At 71.1% G+C, this 18,735-nt stretch carries 14 protein-coding genes; 8 read left to right on the top strand and 6 right to left on the bottom strand.

The genetic code is table 11. The features are described from left to right. Positions 1-452: 452 nt before the first annotated feature. The 5 genes from dacB to B124_RS23495 form a co-directional block, all read right to left on the bottom strand. The gene (gene dacB, locus B124_RS23475) at positions 453-2,027 is read right to left on the bottom strand and encodes a D-alanyl-D-alanine carboxypeptidase/D-alanyl-D-alanine endopeptidase (RefSeq protein ID WP_496504909.1); all 1,575 of its coding nucleotides are present in this window, start codon (positions 2,025-2,027) and stop codon (positions 453-455) included. An 86-nt stretch (positions 2,028-2,113) separates the two neighbouring features. Next, positions 2,114-2,908, bottom strand: a complete 795-nt coding sequence (locus B124_RS23480) for a succinate dehydrogenase/fumarate reductase iron-sulfur subunit (protein ID WP_496504923.1) — start codon at positions 2,906-2,908, stop codon at positions 2,114-2,116. Between the two features lie 29 nt (positions 2,909-2,937). Further along, complete coding sequence (locus tag B124_RS23485) at positions 2,938-4,941, bottom strand: fumarate reductase/succinate dehydrogenase flavoprotein subunit (protein ID WP_496504910.1); 2,004 nt, start codon at positions 4,939-4,941, stop codon at positions 2,938-2,940. Positions 4,942-4,981: 40 nt separating this feature from the next. Further along, positions 4,982-5,815 carry a succinate dehydrogenase subunit SdhC gene (gene sdhC / locus B124_RS23490; protein ID WP_496504911.1) on the bottom strand — a complete coding sequence of 278 codons (834 nt, stop codon included), beginning with the start codon at positions 5,813-5,815 and terminating at the stop codon, positions 4,982-4,984. Positions 5,816-5,937: 122 nt separating this feature from the next. Next, positions 5,938-6,228, bottom strand: a complete 291-nt coding sequence (locus B124_RS23495; RefSeq protein WP_496504912.1) for an Rv0250c family protein — start codon at positions 6,226-6,228, stop codon at positions 5,938-5,940. A 355-nt stretch (positions 6,229-6,583) separates the two neighbouring features. Between B124_RS23495 and B124_RS23500 the strand changes: the two genes are divergently transcribed. The 8 genes from B124_RS23500 (at position 6,584) to B124_RS23535 (ending at position 18,466) form a co-directional block, all read left to right on the top strand. Continuing rightward, positions 6,584-8,902, top strand: coding sequence for an ABC transporter family substrate-binding protein (locus B124_RS23500; RefSeq protein ID WP_496504913.1), 2,319 nt, complete (start codon positions 6,584-6,586; stop codon positions 8,900-8,902). Positions 8,903-9,051: 149 nt separating this feature from the next. Then, the gene (typA, locus tag B124_RS23505; protein ID WP_496504914.1) at positions 9,052-10,941 is read left to right on the top strand and encodes a translational GTPase TypA; all 1,890 of its coding nucleotides are present in this window, start codon (positions 9,052-9,054) and stop codon (positions 10,939-10,941) included. A gap of 301 nt (positions 10,942-11,242) precedes the next feature. Further along, the gene (locus B124_RS23510; protein ID WP_496504915.1) at positions 11,243-12,889 is read left to right on the top strand and encodes a peptide ABC transporter substrate-binding protein; all 1,647 of its coding nucleotides are present in this window, start codon (positions 11,243-11,245) and stop codon (positions 12,887-12,889) included. Between the two features lie 67 nt (positions 12,890-12,956). Continuing rightward, positions 12,957-13,880, top strand: coding sequence for an ABC transporter permease (locus B124_RS23515; protein ID WP_496504916.1), 924 nt, complete (start codon positions 12,957-12,959; stop codon positions 13,878-13,880). Next, positions 13,873-14,835 (top strand): ABC transporter permease, encoded by a 963-nt coding sequence (locus B124_RS23520; protein ID WP_496504917.1) that lies wholly within the window; start codon positions 13,873-13,875, stop codon positions 14,833-14,835. The genes B124_RS23515 and B124_RS23520 overlap by 8 nt, the downstream gene beginning before the upstream one ends. A gap of 7 nt (positions 14,836-14,842) precedes the next feature. After that, complete coding sequence (locus tag B124_RS23525; RefSeq protein ID WP_496504918.1) at positions 14,843-15,856, top strand: ABC transporter ATP-binding protein; 1,014 nt, start codon at positions 14,843-14,845, stop codon at positions 15,854-15,856. A gap of 293 nt (positions 15,857-16,149) precedes the next feature. After that, on the top strand, positions 16,150-17,238 hold the full coding sequence (locus B124_RS23530; RefSeq protein WP_496504919.1) for an ABC transporter ATP-binding protein: 1,089 nt from the start codon (positions 16,150-16,152) through the stop codon (positions 17,236-17,238). Between the two features lie 121 nt (positions 17,239-17,359). Next, complete coding sequence (locus B124_RS23535; protein WP_496504920.1) at positions 17,360-18,466, top strand: hypothetical protein; 1,107 nt, start codon at positions 17,360-17,362, stop codon at positions 18,464-18,466. Positions 18,467-18,543: 77 nt separating this feature from the next. Here the strand turns inward: B124_RS23535 and B124_RS23540 are convergent. Continuing rightward, positions 18,544-18,735 (bottom strand): transposase (locus tag B124_RS23540; protein WP_496504921.1); only part of this gene is annotated, 192 nt, incomplete at its 5' end.

Genomic DNA, 18,735 nt, shown 5'->3' on the forward strand with positions numbered 1-18,735 from the left:
TCTCCTCGGTGTCAGTGCGTGGTGCGGCCCTGGCGGGGGTCTATTGTCAGGCGGCCTTGTCTGCTTCGGCGGATCGGCGGGCCGCGGAGCGGCTCATCGGCGGGCGGTCTGGCGCTCCTGTCTCCGGCAGGGGAGGGGTCCCCGGGAGTGCGTGGCAGCATCCGTCGTATGAAGCGTTGGCAAGCCGTAATCGGCCTCGTACTCTGCCTCTCTGCCGTGCAGCAGGGCAGCGATCCGAACAGCGGTATGTCCCCCCTCTGGGCGGACGCCGGCCTGTTAGGCATCGTGGTCTTCCTCGTCCTGCTGATCAAGGGGCCCGGAAAGACGAAGCGGAGAGTCACACATCCACCGGCGGGCGAGGGAGGAGGGCGGCCGGGAAGCGGGCGGGTGATCCGTGCCCCCGCCCGCCGCGCCCCGCAGGGCCCCGCACCGCCCCCGCCGTGAGCGGAGCCTCAGCACCCCCTCGGCTTCAGCCATGCGCACTCCACGTTCGCCGGGCGCTCCGCCCCGCGGTCCGGCTGCGACCGCGGCTCCGCCGCCGGCGAGCCCGCGCCGTAGCCCGCCAGCGTCGTGACCACCGCGTCCTCGATGTCCTTGACCGAACCCGCCAGGTAGTTGTTCAGCACCACGCTGAACACCAGCTCCCTGCCGTCCGCGTCCGTCACGTACCCCGACAGCGCCGACGCCCCCGTCAGCGAGCCCGTCTTCGCGCGGGCGTTGCCCTCTGCCGGGGTGTCGCACATGCGCGTGCGCAGCGTGCCGCCGACGAAGCGGTCCGGGTCGCACGCCAGCGGCAGCGACTCGTACCAGGTGTCGAACCACGGTTCGTCCTGGACCGCCGTCAGCAGCTTGACGAACTCGCGGCTGGGGATCGTGTTGCCCCGGGACAGCCCCGAGCCGTCGACCTGGCGCAGGGTGGCGGTGTCGACGCCCACCGAGTCCAGGTACGACGAGACGCCGCGCAGGCCCGCGCTCCACGTGCCGGCGTCCGCCGTCTCGACGCCGATCGTCTTCGTCAGGATCTCCGCGTGGCCGTTGTTGGAGAGCTTCATGAACGGGACCATCAGGTCCTTCAGCGGCATCGAGGCGTGGCTCGCGACCGTACGGGCGTCAGCCGGTGCCGCCCGGCCGAGCACCGTCTGGCCGGAGACCTGGACCCCGTGCCGCTCCAGCGCGTCCCGGAAGACCGCCGCCGCGTAGCCCGTCGGCTCCCACACCGTGATCCACTCCTTGGTGGCGTTCGCCTTCACCGGGATGTTCCCGCTGACGACGATGGTGTTGGTGCCGTGCTCGCGCGCGATGCCCAGCGTGTCGCTCTCGCCCGCCGCGACCGTACGGCCGCGGTTGTCGATCTTCACGTAGTCGTTGGCCGGCGTGACCTCCACCGTCGGCGGGTCGCCCGCCTTCTTGCCGGGGTACGCCTCCACGACCACCGTGCCGGAGTCGTAGTCCGTGTCCGGGGCCAGGGTGAGCGCGGAGATCTGCATCGCGTAGTAGTCCGACTCGTAGTCGGCGGACCAGCCGTTGCCGAGCCGTACGGAGTCGAAGCGGGTGTCGTCCGCGACGAGCCGGCCGACCTCGTCCACCCCCGCCGCCGCGACCTCGGCGGCCAGCGCGTCGTAGTCGGCGGCCAGCATCGTCGGGTCGCCGCTGCCGCGCAGGTACAGGTCGCCGCCCGCCGTGAGGGCGTCCGTGGACCAGGTGTAGTCGGGGCCCAGCAGCTCCATCGCCGCGGCCGAGGTGGGCAGCTTGGTGTTGGAGGCGGGGGTGAGCCGGGTGGCGGCGGACTGCTCGTACAGCGTCTCGCCGCTCGCCGCGTCGGCCACCACGACGGACGCGAGCGCGCCTTCGAGACGCTCGTCGGCGAGGACGTTGTCCAGCGCCTGCTTGAGCCGGTCGTCGTCGGGGTCCGCCCCGGCGGGGGCACCGCCGCCGAGGCCGAGGGCGAGTAGGGCCGCCATCGCGGCGGCGGCCGGCCAAGTCCACGTACGCGCCGCTGACTTCGGGCGGCTGGGGGATCTGCTCATGACAGTGGAGCATGGCGAACCGGGACACGGGCAACAAGTACCTTGCCGCCCGTGTCATTGGTTCGACCGGTGATACCTGACCGGCGTTAATCCTTGCGGCGGAAGATCTTGCTCCCCAGCCACACCAGCGGGTCGTACTTGCGGTCCACCGCCCGCTCCTTGAGCGGGATCAGGGCATTGTCGGTGATCTTGATGTGCTCCGGGCAGACCTCGGTGCAGCACTTGGTGATGTTGCAGTAGCCCAGGCCGTGCTCCTCCTGCGCCGTGGTCTTGCGGTCAAGACCCTCGTCCGCCGCCGCGTCCAGCGGGTGCATGTCCAGCTCGGCGACGCGCATGAGGAATCGCGGGCCCGCGAAGGCCGGCTTGTTCTCGTCGTGGTCGCGGACCACGTGGCACGTGTCCTGGCACAGGAAGCACTCGATGCACTTGCGGAACTCCTGCGAGCGGTCCACGTCCTCCTGCTGCATCCGGTACTCACCCGGCGCCAGCTTTTCCGGCGGCACGAACGCGGGGACCTCGCGGGCCTTCTCGTAGTTGAAGCCCACGTCCGTGACCAGGTCGCGGACGACGGGGAAGGCGCGCAGCGGGGTGACCGTGATGGTCTCGCCGGGTTCGAACACCGACATCCGCGTCATGCACAGCAGCCGGGGGCGGCCGTTGATCTCCGCGCTGCACGAGCCGCACTTGCCCGCCTTGCAGTTCCAGCGCACGGCCAGGTCGGGGGCCTGCGTGGCCTGCAGCCGGTGGATGAGGTCGAGGACGACCTCGCCCTCGTGCACCTCGATGTCGAAGTCCTCCAGGCCACCGCCCTCGTCATCGCCGCGCCAGATCCTGAAGCGGGCGAACTGGGGGGTCTGGGGGGACTGCCCCCCGGAAGACACGGTGTCCGTGCCGGTGGTGGGTGCCGTGGTCACTCCGTCAGCTCCTCGTCCGTCAGGTACTTCACCAGCTCGTCCTTCTCGAAGAGGTCGAGCAGATCGGGCCGGAACGGCGGCATCTCGCGCTTCTCCAGCCGGATCTGGCCGCGCTCGGGGTCGGGGACGTCCGCCGCGGGCAGTACGCCGCCGGCCTGGTCGGCGAGGCGGCAGACCAGGTTGTGCTTGCGCCAGTCGCGGTCCATGGCGGGGTGGTCGTCGCGGGTGTGGCCGCCGCGGGACTCCGTACGCTCCCGGGCGGCGCGCGCGACGCACTCGCTGACCAGCAGCATGTTCCGCATGTCCAGCGCGAGGTGCCAGCCGGGGTTGAACTGCCGGTGGCCCTCGACGCCCGCGCGGCGGGCGCGTGCCCTCAGGTCGCCGAGGCGGGTCAGGGCCTCGCTCATCTCCGGCTCCCGGCGGATGATGCCGACCAGGTCGTTCATGGACCGCTGGAGTTCCTGGTGGAGGGTGTACGGGTTCTCCGGCGGCCTGGCGCCGCCGTCCCCGTCTCCGTCGCCGCCCGCGGCCTTGTCGGCCGCGCCGTCGGCACCGGCCTCCGCGCTGAACGGGCGCAGCGCCTCCGCCGACGCCGCCGCGACCTGCTCCTCGTCGACCTCCGGGAGCCCGGCGTCGGAGTTCGCCGCGTCGCGCGCGTACTCGGCCGCGTACAGCCCCGCGCGGCGACCGAAGACCAGCAGGTCCGACAGGGAGTTGCCGCCGAGGCGGTTGGAGCCGTGCATGCCGCCGGCGACCTCGCCGGCCGCGAAGAGGCCCGGTACGCCCAGCGCCGCCGTCGTGTCGGGGTCGACGTCGACGCCGCCCATCACGTAGTGGCAGGTCGGGCCGACCTCCATCGGCTCGGCGGTGATGTCGACGTCCGCCAGCTCCTTGAACTGGTGGTGCATGGACGGCAGCTTGCGCTTGATCTCCTCCGCCGGCAGGCGGGAGGAGACGTCCAGGAACACGCCGCCGTGCGGGGTGCCGCGGCCGGCCTTGACCTCGGCGTTGATGGCGCGGGCCACCTCGTCACGGGGCAGCAGCTCGGGCGGGCGCCGGTTGTTCTCCTGGTCCTCGTACCAGCGGTCGCCCTCCTCCTCGCTCTGCGCGTACTTCTCCTTGAAGACGTCCGGGATGTAGTTGAACATGAAACGTTTGCCCTCGCTGTTGCGCAGGACACCGCCGTCGCCGCGGACCGACTCGGTGACGAGGATGCCCTTGACCGAGGGCGGCCAGACCATCCCGGTGGGGTGGAACTGGACGAACTCCATGTTGATGAGCGACCCCCCGGCGAGCAGCGCGAGCGCGTGCCCGTCGCCGGTGTACTCCCAGGAGTTGGAGGTCACCTTGAACGACTTGCCGATGCCGCCGGTCGCCAGCACCACCGAGGGTGCCTCGATCACGAAGAACCGGCCGGACTCGCGCTCGTAGCAGAACACGCCGGAGACCCGGCCGTCGGGCGCCTTGAGGATGCGCGTGACCGTGCACTCCTGGAAGACCTTGATCCGGGACTCGTAGTCGCCGCCGCTCTTGAAGTCCTCCTGCTGGAGGGAGACGACCTTCTGCTGCAGCGTACGGATCAGTTCGAGCCCCGTACGGTCGCCGACGTGGGCGAGGCGCGGGTACTCGTGGCCGCCGAAGTTGCGCTGGGAGATCTTGCCGTCCTTGGTGCGGTCGAAGAGCGCACCCCAGGTCTCCAGCTCCCAGACGCGGTCCGGTGCCTCCTTGGCGTGCAGCTCCGCCATCCGCCAACTGTTGAGGAACTTGCCGCCGCGCATCGTGTCGCGGAAGTGCACCTGCCAGTTGTCGCTCTCGTTGACGTTGCCCATGCTCGCGGCGATGCCGCCCTCGGCCATCACGGTGTGGGCCTTGCCGAAGAGCGACTTGCAGATCACGGCCGTGCGCAGGCCCTGCTCACGGGCCTCGATAGCCGCCCGCAGCCCGGCGCCCCCGGCACCGACCACGACGACGTCCCACTGCTGCCGTTCGACTTGCGTCATTTTCTGTGCTTCGCCTTTCCCATCGGTCGGCTCACTGCGCTCAGAACAGCACCGGGTCGTCGAACGCGCCCGAAGCCACCAGGTATACGTACAGGTCGGCGAGCCCCACGCTGATCAGGGACGCCCACGCAAGCTGCGCGTGGCGCTGGGTGAGCTTGCCCACCCAGCCCCAGGCGCGGTAGCGCAGCGGGTGCTTGGAGAAGTGCCGGAGCCTGCCGCCGATGAGGTGCCGGCAGGAGTGGCAGGAGAGGGTGTAGAGCCAGATGAGCACGACGTTGGTCCAGAGCACGAGGGTGCCAAGGCCCGCGTGACCCCACTCGTACTCGCTGTTGCGGAAGGCGAGGATCGCGTCGTACGTGAGGATCCCGGCGACCACGAAGGCGGCGTAGAAGAAGTAGCGGTGCACGTTCTGCACGATCAGCGGGAAGCGGGTCTCGCCGGTGTACGTCTTGTGCGGCTCGGCCACCGCGCAGGCGGGCGGCGACGCCCAGAAGCTGCGGTAGTACGACTTGCGGTAGTAGTAGCAGGTGAAGCGGAAGCCCAGCGGGAAGATCAGGATGATCACCGCCGGGGACATGAACCACCAGTCGCCGAAGAGCGCGACGTTCGGGCCGTTCTTCATGTCCACGCAGTCGGAGCCCAGACAGGGCGAGTAGAACGGTGAGACGTAGGGCGCCGCGTAGTAGTCGTCGTTGACGAAGGCGCGCCATGTCGAGTAGACGATGAACGTCATCAGCCCGGCGACGACGGCGGCGGGCTGTACCCACCAGCGGTCGGTGCGCAGATGGCCCGCCGCGATGGCGGCGCGGCCCGGGGCGCGGACACCGCCGGGCTGGTCGGGGCTGGGTGGGCGTTCGGTTGTTCCGGTGGCCAAGGTTGTCTCCGGCAGGACGGGGGAGTGGGGTCGGGGATGGACGGGGGTGCTGCGGCGGACCGGGCCTGACGAGGCCCGGGCGCGCGGTGCGGCAGGGACGTTCCGGCTGTCCGGCTGCCCGGCTAGGGGGCGCGCCGGCCGCCGGCGCCGAGTCCCTCGTCGTCGGCGTCCCGCCACAGGGTGTGGTCGTACGGCTGGTCGGGGATGAGGACCGGGGCCGGTCCCGCTTCCTCCGGACCCTGGGCGGAGACCTCGCGCAGCAGGGCGAGGGATTCGCGCAGGTGGTCGGCGTCGGTCCGGACGCGGCGCAGCTCCAGCGCGCCGGTGCCCATGCTCCGCTCCAGGCGGCCCACGGTGCGTACGAGATCGTCGACGCAGCGCTGCGCTGCGGTCAGCTCTTCGTTCAGGGTCATGACATGCCCTCACGTCTTCGGTCGGGCGGTGCTGACGGTGCCCCGGGCGCGTCTTCGCGCACGGCGAAGACGCGCTCAGGGCGCTGTGGGGGGAAGTGTTGCGCGTCTCGCACTCGCTTGGGAAGGGATCTGCAGATTTCCCCCTGCCGGGGTGAGATACGGGGCTGGATCCTGCCGATCCGTACCGAAAACACACGGGCCGATCTGCCTACGGCTGGGCCGGACGGGTTGCGTTGCGCGGTGCGCCCGCCGTGTCGCCGCGGGGTCCGGCGCGGGCTCGTTTCAGATGGCGGGGCAAGAGCAGTGTGATGAGCGGCACATGGCGCCGAAAGTGTGCATCACGGAGGTATCGCGCATGTCCCTTCACAGCCGCAGACGTTGCGCCGCCGTGCTGATCGCGGCGGGCGTCACGCTGCCCCTGGCGGGCTGCGACACCTCCCCGGACAACGCGGCCGGCGCCGCGCACGACGTGACCGCCGTCTCGCGCGAGCAACTGCGGCCCGGCGGCACGGTCCGCTGGGCCGTGGACGCGGCGCCGGAGACGTTCAACGTCTTCCAGGCCGACGCGGGCGCGGCGACCGACCGCGTGGCGGGCGCGGTGCTGCCGCGGCTGTTCACCCTCGACGAGCACGGCCAGCCGGCGGCCGACCCGGACTATCTCGACAGCGCGGAGGTCGAGGACCGCAGCCCGAAGCAGCGGGTGGTCTACCGGCTGAACCCGAGGGCGGTGTGGAGCGACGGGCGGCCGATCGGGGCGGAGGACTTCGAGGCGCAGTGGCTGGCGCTGAACGGCGAGGACACGGCGTACTGGACGGCGCGCAACGCCGGTTACGACCGGATCGAGTCGGTCGGTCCCGGCGAGGAGCCGGGCGAGGTGGAGGTCGTCTTCGACGAGCCGTACGCGGACTGGCAGGCGCTGTTCTCGCCGCTGTACCCGATGAGCGTGACGAAGACGCCGGAGGCGTTCAACGAAGGGGCGCGGACGGGGCTGGCGGAGGTCGCGGGACCATTCGTGATCAAGGACGTCACCGGCGGGGAGGACGAGCGGCGGAAGAGCGGGGAGTACAAGGACGGCAAGCGGGCGGACAAGGGGGACAGGGAAGACGGGGAAGACAGGGGAGAGAAGGAAGACAAGGAAGACAAGGAAGAGAAGGACGGGAGGGAAGAGAAGGACGGCGGGAAGCGCGGCAAGAAGGACGGCGGGAAGAAGGGGGCGCGCGACGCGAGCGAACCCACGTCGGTGACGCTCGTGCGCAACCCCCGCTGGTGGGGCGACCGGGCGCTGCTCGACAAGCTGGTCTTCGCGGAGGTGCCGCGCGGCACCGGGCGGGAGAAGGCGCTGGCCGACGGCCGGCTGGACATCGCCGAGGTCGAACGGGACGAGGCCCTCGAGGCCGCCCGCGCCGAGAAGGCCGCGCTGTCCACGGTGCGGGTCGCCAAGCCCGACCGGGCGCAGGACGGCAAGCCGGCGGACCTGGTCTCCCTGCCGAAGGCCGGCCCGCGCCCGTACACCGTGCACCGGGCGCTGGAGCCCGCGTACACGCAGCTCGCACTCAACGGCAGCTCGGGCCCGCTCGCCGACGCGCGGGTACGCCGCGCCGTCGCCCGCGCCGTGGACCGCGGCACCCTGGCGCGCAGCGTCCTCGGCCCGCACGGTCTGCCGGCGAAGCCGCTGGGCAGCCACCTGCTGATGCCGGGCCAGCCGGGCTACAGCGACCAGAGCGCGGCACTCGGCTCGCAGGACGTGATGGCGGCGCAGAAGCTGCTGGCGGAGGCGGGCTGGAAGGGCGGCCCGGGGACACAGGGCGCGGAGGCGAAGGGCTCCGGCGACGGGGACGGCCGGGACGGCCGGGACGGGCGCGACGGGCGTGACGGGCGTGACGACCGGGCGGACGGCGCGCGCTCGGGCGACGGCAAGCCGGCCGCGGCCCCGCTCCCGACGTACGACCTGCCGCTGTCGGTCACGCAGCCGGCGCGGGCGCAGCACGTCGCGCTGGGCCGGCAGGCCCAGCTGTGGGCGGCGGCGGCGAAGCACGGCAAGGCCTCGAAGCCGTACAAGAAGGCCGTGCGGGCCGCCCGGCTGGCGCGCGCGGCCCTCGCCGAGCGGGAGACGCGGGTGGCGCAGCCGCCGCGGCAGCGGCCGTTCGTCAAGGACGGCAAGCCGCTGACGCTGCGCTTCGTGGTGCCGGAAGGGCCGGGCACGGAGCAGTTGCGGGCGGTGGCCTCGCGGGTGGTGAAGATGATGGACAACATCGGCGTACGGACCGAGGTGGTGGAGGCCGGCGAGCCCGGCTACTTCAAGGACTACGTCGCGGCCGGCGAGTTCGACCTCGCGCTTTACTCCTGGCCCGGCACCCCCTACCCGGCCACCGACGCCCGCCCGATCTACGCCAAGCCCGTGCCGTCCCCCGACGGCTCCCTGGTCGTCGACCAGAACTACTCCCGCGTCGGCACCGACGAGATCGACCAGCTCTTCGCCCAGGCGGTCTCCGAGCCGGACGACGAGGCGGCACAGGAACTCCTGACCCGCGCCGACGCCCGCATCTGGGCGGCGGCCGGCTCGATCCCCCTCTACCAGCGCCCCCAGCTCGTCGCCACCACCCGCAACCTGGCCAACGCCGGCGCCTTCGGCTTCGCCACCCCCCGCTACCAGGACATCGGCTACCGCAACTGACCGGCGGGCCCGACGGCGCCGCCCCGCCGCCCGGCGGGGCGCTGCGGGGACCCGCGGCGCGTGGGGGTGCCGGCAGGGGACCGTACGATAGGAAGGCCGTGGCCGATCGCCCGGCTGACCCCCTTGAGAGTTCGGAGCACCGACCAGTCATGCCGACGCGCCAGGACATTCGCAACGTCGCCATCGTCGCCCACGTCGACCACGGCAAGACCACCCTGGTCGACGCCATGCTCAAGCAGGCCGGCGCCTTCGCCGAGCACCAGCTCCAGTCCGTGGACGACCGGGTCATGGACACCGGGGACCTGGAGCGCGAGAAGGGCATCACCATTCTCGCGAAGAACACCGCGGTGAAGTACCACCCCAAGGGCGGCGGCGACCCGGTGGTGATCAACATCATCGACACCCCCGGCCACGCCGACTTCGGCGGCGAGGTCGAGCGCGGGCTGTCCATGGTGGACGCCGTCGTGCTGCTGGTGGACGCCTCGGAGGGGCCGCTGCCGCAGACCCGGTTCGTGCTGCGCAAGGCGCTCCAGGCGCGGCTGCCGGTGATCCTGTGCATCAACAAGACGGACCGGCCCGACTCGCGGATCTCCGAGGTCGTGGACGACACGTACGACCTCTTCCTCGACCTCGACGCCGACGACGAGCAGATCGAGTTCCCGATCGTCTACGCCTGCGCCCGTGACGGCGTCGCCTCGCTGACCCAGCCGGAGGACGGCACGGTGCCGGCGGACAGCGACAGCCTGGAGCCGTTCTTCTCCACCGTGCTGGACTACGTCCCCGCCCCGTCGTACGACGAGGGCGCGCCGCTGCAGGCGCACGTGACGAACCTCGACGCCGACAACTTCCTCGGCCGTATCGCGCTGCTGCGCGTGGAGCAGGGCGAGCTGAAGAAGGGGCAGACCGTCGCGTGGATCAAGCGCGACGGCACCGTGCAGAACGTGCGGATCACCGAGCTGATGATGACCGACGCGCTCACCCGCCGGCCCGCGCAGGCCGCAGGACCCGGGGACATCTGCGCGGTCGCCGGCATCCCCGAGATCATGATCGGCGAGACCCTCGCGGACCCCGAGAACCCGGTCGCGCTGCCGCTGATCACCGTGGACGAGCCGGCGATCTCGATGACGATCGGGACGAACACCTCGCCGCTGGTCGGCAAGGGGGTCGGCGGCGGGAAGGGCAAGGGCCACAAGGTCACCGCCCGGCTGGTCAAGGACCGCCTCGACCGCGAGCTGGTCGGCAACGTGTCGCTGCGGGTGCTGCCCACCGAGCGACCGGACGCCTGGGAGGTGCAGGGCCGCGGTGAGCTGGCGCTGGCGATCCTGGTGGAGACGATGCGCCGGGAGGGCTTCGAGCTGACCGTCGGCAAGCCCGAGGTGGTCACCAAGGAGATCGACGGCAAGGTCCACGAGCCCGTCGAGCGGATGACGATCGACGCCCCGGAGGAGCACCTCGGCGCGATCACGCAGCTCCTCGCCGCCCGCCGGGGCCGGATGGAGACCATGACGAACCACGGATCCGGCTGGGTCCGCATGGAGTTCGTCGTGCCCGCGCGCGGCCTCATCGGCTTCCGTACGGAGTTCCTGACGCAGACCCGCGGCACGGGCATCGCGCACTCGATCTTCGAGGGGCACGAGCCGTGGTTCGGCGAGCTGCGGACGCGCAGCAGCGGGTCGCTGGTCGCGGACCGGACGGGCGCGGTGACGGCGTTCGCGATGACGAACCTGCAGGAGCGCGGGACGCTCTTCGTGGAGCCGGGCACCGAGGTGTACGAGGGCATGATCGTCGGGGAGAACTCCCGTGCCGACGACATGGACGTGAACATCACCAAGGAGAAGAAGCTCAGCAACGTCCGGTCGTCCACGGCGGACATCGCCGAGTCGATCGTCCCGCCGCGGAAGCTGTCGCTGGAGCAGTCGCTGGAGTTCTGCCGGGACGGCGAGTGCGTGGAGGTCACGCCGGACACGGTGCGGATCCGCAAGGTGGTGCTGGACGGGCGCGAGCGGGCCCGGGCGGTCTCGCGGGCGAAGCACGCTTAAGCCTGCCGCGGACGCGGCGGGATGGCGTCCCGGGGCGTCGTGCAGGGCGATGTGCATCCGCAGTGCGGCTTGCCACGCCCAGACGCCGTGACCGCGCCGAGCGGCGGAGGAAGCCGCCGCCCACCAGGCAGGGCGCACTCCGTGGTCGTGCGAGACTCACAGCTCGGTGCCGCGCGGGGGCCGGGGCGGCCGGGCCATCCGGGGGTTGTGCCCTCCTGATGGCGTGCCACCGGAGGCGCGCATGCGCCTTGTGGGGTCTTATGTCACTTAAGTGATACTTGGGACCCCTGGGAGGTACCCCATGCGCCGAGCCACCCGCGCCTCGTGGACCGCCTGCGTCGTCTGCGCCGCGCTCGCTGCGACCGGCTGCGGCAGTGACGACGGTGACGGCGGCGGCGGTTCTTCCGGCGGAGGCGGCGGCGTCGTCACCGCGCAGTGGGGCGACCCGCAGAACCCGCTGGAGCCGGCGAACACCAACGAGGTCCAGGGCGGCAAGGTCCTCAAGCTGATCACCCGCGGGCTCGTCGTCTACGACCCGAAGACCGCCGAGCCGAAGAACATGCTCGCCGAGTCCATCGAGAGCGACGACCAGCAGACCTGGACGATCAAGGTCAAGAAGGGGCACCGGTTCAGCAACGGCGAGCCGGTCACCGCCCGATCCTTCGTGGACGCCTGGAACTACGCGGCCAACATCAAGAACCGGCAGGTCAACAGCAGCTTCTTCCGGTACATCGACGGCTACGACGCGGTCCACCCGACCGAAGAGGGCGGCCAGCCGAGCGCGCAGAAGCTCGCCGGGCTGAAAGTCGTCGACGATTACACGTTTACCGCCAAGCTGTCGCAGAAGTTCGCCATCTGGCCCGACACCCTCGGCTACCCGGCCTTCGCGCCGCTGCCGAAGGCGTTCTTCGACGACCACGACGCCTGGCTCGACAAGCCGATCGGCAACGGCCCGTACAAGATCGACTCGTACTCCAAGGGCTCGTCGATGAAGCTCGTGAAGGACGACAAGTACACGGGCCGGGACAAGGCGAAGAACGACGGCGTCGAGCTGAAGGTCTACACCGACCAGAACACGGCCTACACCGACCTCCTGGCCGGCAACCTCGACGTCTCCGACGAGCTGCCCGCCGGCCAGTTGGCCAACGCCGAGAGCGATCTCGGCGACCGCTTCATCAACCAGAAGGCCGGCATCATCCAGACCCTCACCATCCCGCTCTACGACGACGCCTGGGGCGGCGACGACAAGGTCGACCTGCGCCGCGGGATCTCCATGGCGATCGACCGCGAGCAGATCACCAAGCAGATCTACAACGACACCCGCGTCCCCGCCAAGGACTGGACCTCGCCGGTCATCGGCGAGAAGGGCGGCTTCGACGACACGATCTGCGGCGACCTGTGCACGTACGACCCGGAGCAGGCCAAGAAGCTCATCGACGGCGCCGGCGGCCTGCCCGGCGGCAAGGTGACGATCTCCTCGAACGTCGACACCGGCTCCCACCGGGAGTGGATGGACGCGGTCTGCAACAGCATCAACAAGGCGCTCGGCAAGGAGAACGCCTGCGTCGTCAACCCCATCGGCACCTTCGCGGACTTCCGCACCCAGGTCGTCGACCGCAGCTTCAAGGGCCCGTTCCGCGCCGGCTGGCAGATGGACTACCCGCTGATCGAGAACTTCCTGGCGCCCCTGTACTACACCGACGCGTCCTCCAACGACGGCGAGTACAGCAACAAGAAGTTCGACGACCTCCTCGACCAGGCCAACGCCGCCGAGGACACCGCCGCGGCCGTCGAGAAGTACAAGGAGGCGGAGCGGCTGCTCGCGAAGGACGTGCCGTCGATCCCGCTGTGGTACCAGAACGGCGTCGCCGGCCACTCCGACCGCGTCTCCGACGTCTTCCTCGACCCCTTCAGCGTGCCGTTCTACCCGGACATCAAGGTCAGCTAGCGCCCGCGCGGCGGTCCGCCGCGGCACGGACGGAAGGCGGGGACACGCAAGGAGAGGAGGGGCGCCCATGGGCCGCTACGTGATCCGGCGGCTGCTGCAGATGATCCCCGTGTTCATCGGCACCACGTTCCTCATCTTCTTCATGGTCTACGCGCTCGGCGACCCGGTCGCCGCCATGTTCGGCGACCGGGCGCCCGACCCCGCGACCGCGGCGCAGATCCGCCGGGACCTCAACCTCGACAAGCCGCTGTGGCAGCAATACGTGCTCTACATGGGCAACATCTTCACCGGCGACTTCGGCCGGGCGTTCAACGGCCAGCCGGTGCTGGACCTGATGCGCAACGCCTGGCCGATCACCGTCCGGCTCGCCCTCCTCGCCGTGCTCTTCGAGATGATCATCGGCGTCACCCTCGGCGTGATCTCCGGGCTCAGGCGCGGCCGGGCGGTGGACACCGGGGTGCTCTTCGCCACGCTGGTCGTCATCTCCATCCCGACGTTCGTCACCGGCTACGTGCTGCAGTACCTGCTCGGCGTCAAGTGGGGCTGGGTCACACCCGCGGTCTCCTCCGGGGCCCCGTGGGACGAGCTGATCCTGCCGGCGGTGGTGCTGGCGCTGGTGTCGCTGGCGTACACCACCCGGCTGACCCGTACTTCCGTGGCCGAGAACGCCCGCGCCGACTACGTCCGCACCGCCGTCGCCAAGGGCCTGCCGCGCCATCGCATCACGGTCCGCCACCTGCTGCGCAACTCCCTCATCCCCGTGGTGACCTTCCTCGGCATCGACATCGGCAACCTCATGGGCGGCGCGATCGTCACCGAGCGGATCTTCAACATCCAGGGCGTCGGCTACCAGCTCTGGCAGGGCGTCCTGCGGCAGAACGCGCCCACGGTCGTCGGCTTCGTCACGGTCCTGGTCATCGTCTATCTGCTGGCGAACCTGCTGGTGGACGTGCTCTACGCGGTGCTCGACCCCCGGATCCGCTATGCCTGAGCGCTACGAGGAGAAGCAGCGGGCGGACATCGGGAGCCAGGAGGCGGACTCGCTGCCCGGCAGCGACGTCCTGCAGGCCGAGCACGGCGGCATCGCCGGCACGGACCAGCCGGCCCGCAGCCTGTGGTCCGACGCCTGGCACGACCTGCGCCGCAACCCCGTCTTCGTCGTCGCCGGGCTGCTGATCCTCTTCCTGGTCTTCGTCTCCCTGTGGCCCAGCGTGGTGGCCACCGGCAGCCCGTACAACTGCGACATCGCCCAGCGCAACGCCGGCGCCGAGCCCGGCCACCCCTTCGGCTTCGACAGCCAGGGCTGCGACGTCTACAACCGCACCGTCTACGGCGCCCGTGCCTCGCTGACCGTCTGCACCCTGGCCACCCTCGGCGCCGCCGTCCTCGGCACCGTACTCGGCGGCTTCGCCGGCTACTTCGGCGGCTGGGGCGACGCGGTCCTGTCCCGGATCACCGAGGTGTTCTTCGGCATCCCGATCCTGCTGGGCGGGCTGGTCTTCCTCTCCGTGATCAAGAGCGGTTCTGTCTGGCCGGTGATCGGGCTGATCGTGCTGCTGGGCTGGCCGCAGGTGGCGCGGATCGCGCGCGGCTCGGTGATCACGGCCAAGCAGCACGACTACGTGCAGGCCGCGCGCACCCTGGGCGCCTCCACGAAGCGCATCATGCTCCGGCACGTGCTGCCCAACGCGGTCGCGCCGATCATCGTCGTCGCCACCATCGCGCTGGGCACGTACGTGGCGCTGGAGGCGACCCTGTCGTTCCTCGGCGTCGGCCTGAAGCCGCCGACCATCTCCTGGGGCAGCGAGATCTCCACCGCCTCGCAGCAGATCCGCAACGCGCCGCACGCCCTGCTGTGGCCGGCCGGGGCGCTCAGCCTGACCGTGCTGGCGTTCATCATGCTCGGCGACGCGGTGCGCGACGCGCTCGACCCGAAGCTCAGGTGAGGTGCCCGTGACCGCGCTGCTCGACGTCCGCGACCTTCAGGTGGAGTTCCGTACCCGCGAGGGGGTGGCGAAGGCCGTCAACGGCGTCTCCTACAGCGTGGCCGCGGGGGAGACGCTGGCGGTGCTCGGCGAGTCCGGCTCCGGCAAGTCCGTCACCGCCCAGGCCGTGATGGGCATCCTGGACTCGCCGCCCGGGTTCGTCACCGGCGGGCAGGTGCTCTTCCAGGGCGAGGACCTGCTGAAGCTGGGCCGCGAGGCGCGGCGCAGGGTGCGCGGCGAGCGGATGGCGATGATCTTCCAGGACGCGCTGTCGTCGCTCAACCCCGTGCTCAGCGTGGGCTTCCAGCTCGGCGAGATGTTCCGCGTGCACCGCGGCGCGAGCAGGTCGGAGGCGAAGGCCCGGTCGATCGAGCTGATGGAGCGGGTACGGATCCCGGCCGCCCGGGTGCGCGTCAACGACTACCCGCACCAGTTCTCCGGCGGCATGCGCCAGCGCATCATGATCGCGATGGCGCTGGCGCTGGGCCCCGAGCTGATCATCGCGGACGAGCCGACGACGGCGCTGGACGTGACCGTACAGGCGCAGGTGATGGACCTGCTGGCGGAGCTGCGCGAGGAGACGGGGATGGGGCTCATCCTCATCACCCACGACCTGGGCGTGGTCGCGGACGTCGCCGACAAGATCGCCGTGATGTACGCGGGCCGGATCATGGAGACGGCACCCGTACACGACCTGTACAAGGCGCCGGCGCACCCGTACACCCGCGGGCTGCTGGACTCCATCCCGCGGCTGGACCAGAAGGGCCAGGAGCTGAGCGCCATCCGCGGCACCCCGCCCAGCCTGCTGGCCATCCCCCCGGGCTGCCCCTTCAACCCCCGCTGCCCGCGCGCCCAGGACATCTGCCTGACCGACCGCCCGCCGCTGTACGAGGTGACGGACGACGAGGGCCGGCCGCTGCCGGGGCGGGGGAGCGCGTGCCATTTCTGGAAGGACCAGTTGCTTGAATCCTCCCCCGGCTGAAGCAGGGGGATTCCTGGCTCACGCTGCCTGCGGGTCAGCGACCCGACAGGTCTTCCACGATCAACACCAGCCGGGTTGAAACCAGCCCGGTTTGATACGGCAAAGCTCTTGGAGGTGCATGTGCTGTCTTGGCTCTCGATCAGCACGCGCGGGCAGCTTGGCTCTCGCAACCCACGGCCGGGACGCTACCAGGCGCCGATCCGCCCCGGGGGCGTATCGGCTACTCCTGCCCTGCTCCGCAGGAGTCCGATTCCTCCCCGGCCTGAAGGCCGGGGTATCCACGGAGGCATTCGATGACCAGCCCTGAGCTGACCAAGAGCCGGCCGGGCCCCCCGGGCGGGGAGGCGATCCTCGAAGTACGCGACCTCGTCAAGTACTTCCCGCTCACCCGGGGGATCGTCTTCCGCAAGCAGGTCGGGGCCGTACAGGCCGTGGACGGCGTCGACTTCGACCTGCTGAGCGGCGAAACTCTCGGCATCGTCGGCGAGTCCGGCTGCGGCAAGTCGACCATCGCCAAGATGCTGGTCAACCTGGAGCAGCCCACGGCCGGCCACATCCGGTACAAGGGCGAGGACATCACCCGGCTCTCCGGGCGCGCGCTGCGGGCCGTGCGGCGCAACATCCAGATGGTCTTCCAGGACCCGTACACCTCGCTCAACCCGCGGATGACCGTGGGCGACATCGTCGGCGAGCCGTACGACATCCACCCCGAGGTGGCGCCGAAGGGCAGCAGGCGGGGGCGGGTTCAGGAGCTGCTGGACGTCGTCGGGCTCAACCCCGAGCACATCAACCGCTATCCGCACCAGTTCTCCGGCGGGCAGCGGCAGCGGATCGGCATCGCGCGGGGACTCGCGCTGCGGCCGGAGGTCATCGTCGCGGACGAACCGGTCTCGGCGCTCGACGTCTCGGTGCAGGCGCAGGTGGTGAACCTGCTGGAGCGGCTGCAGGACGAGTTCCGCCTGTCGTACATCTTCATCGCGCACGACCTGTCGGTGGTACGGCACATCTCGGACCGGGTCGGGGTGATGTACCTGGGCCGGATCGTGGAGTCCGGCACCGACGAGGCGATCTACGAGCACGCCACGCACCCGTACACGCAGGCGCTGCTCTCGGCGGTGCCGGTGCCGGACCCGGAGGCGCGGGAGACCCGGGGGCGGATCCTGCTCGCCGGCGACGTGCCGTCGCCGGCGAACCCGCCGTCGGGGTGCCGGTTCCGGACGCGGTGCTGGAAGGCGCAGCCGGTGTGCGCGGAGAAGGACCCGGCGCTGGACGTGCCGCCGTGGTTCCGGGAGGCGAAGGGGGCGGTGGTGCACCCGTCGGCGTGCCACTTCGCGGCGGAGCTGGAGGACGAGGCGGGAGCGGGGGCAGGGGTGGGCGGGTAGGCCGACGGGGCGAATCTGCCGCGGAGAGAGAAGTCGTTTTAGTCGTTTTATCATGTATCAGTGATAGCCATGGTGGGCGTCGGCACCTGATGCCCCGTCACCGAGCAGAGGGACACCCACCATGAAGCGTTTGTCACGCCGTCGGCTCCGCGTGCTGTGCGGGGCGCTGTCTGCCGCCGCGGCCCTCGCGGGCGCGGCGCCGGAGGTCCACGCGGCGCCGGCCGCGGGGACCGTACACCCGGCGCCGGAGGAGCGGGAGGAGTCGGAGGGACCGGCGGCTGCGAGCGGTTTCGCCGCGTCCGGGGGGCCGGAGGCCGCGGAGGCCGGGGCCGGGGCCGAGCCGCCGGTCGCGGAGACCGCGGAGGACATGGAGGCCGGGTTCGCGGCGTCGGAGGCGGCGGCCGAGGCGGAGACCGAGGCGCGGATGGAGGGGGAGATCGAGTCGGAGATCGAGTCGGAGATCGAGGCGGAGAGCGAGTCGGAGAGCGAGTCGGAGAGCGAGTCGGAGATCGAGTCGGAGAGCGAGTCGGAGATCGAGTCGGAGACGGCCGCGTTCGAGGCCGCGGTCCCGGACGACGACTGCGAGGAGGAGTCCGGCGCTGGGACGCGGACTCCGGACGGCGGAAATGACGCCGCGCAGGACGACGGCACCGGAGGGCCCGGTTCGGGTACGGGGCCCGCCGAGCCGGATGACCACGGGGCCGGGGTCTCCGGGGCGCGAGGCCCCGGGGCTGAGATCCCCGGGGGCAGGGGCTCCGACGTTGAGGTCCCCGGCGGCAGGGGCCCCGAGGCTGGGGCACGAGAGGCTGAGGTCACCGGAGCCGGGGTTCCGGAGGCTGAGGTCCCTTCGGCCGGAGTCCCTGACAGCGAAGCCCCCGCGGCCGGGTCTCCCGAAGTCGAAGCACGCGGGCCCCGGCTCCCCGGCGTCGAAGCAGCCGGGTCCCGGCTCCCCGGCGCCGAGGCCCCGGCGTCCGGCGCCCCTGCGGTCCCCGCGCCCAAGGACGACGAGCCCGCTCCCGGCAGCGGGGCCGACGGCGCCGACGACGGCTTCGAGCCGCCCGGCCGCCGCACCCCCGCGTCCGCCTACGACTTCACGGCGGCCGACGCCACCCCGCAACTGTCCCGCACCGGCGCGGACATCTGGGTCCCGATCGCCTCCGGCGTCGGCAGCCTCGCCGCCCTCGGCGCCGGTGCCGTCGTGGTGGCCCGCAAGCGCCGCAACGCCTGAGGCGGCCGTTCCACGGCGAAGGGCCCCGCGAGACGGCAGATTGGCAGATTCTCGGGGTCCTCGCAACACCTGATGGCTTACGTGGTCGTCAGTAGATCACGCAGGCGCTCGGCTGGTGTTCTCCAGTCGAGCGTTTTGCGTGGTCGGCGGTTGAGTTGCTGGGCGACGTGTTCGAGGTCTTCTGGGCTGTGGACGGACAGGTCGGTGCCTTTGGGGAAGTACTGCCGCAGCAGGCCGTTGGTGTTCTCGTTCGATCCGCGCTGCCAGGG

It is taken from the genome of Streptomyces sp. CNP082 (assembly GCF_059570535.1).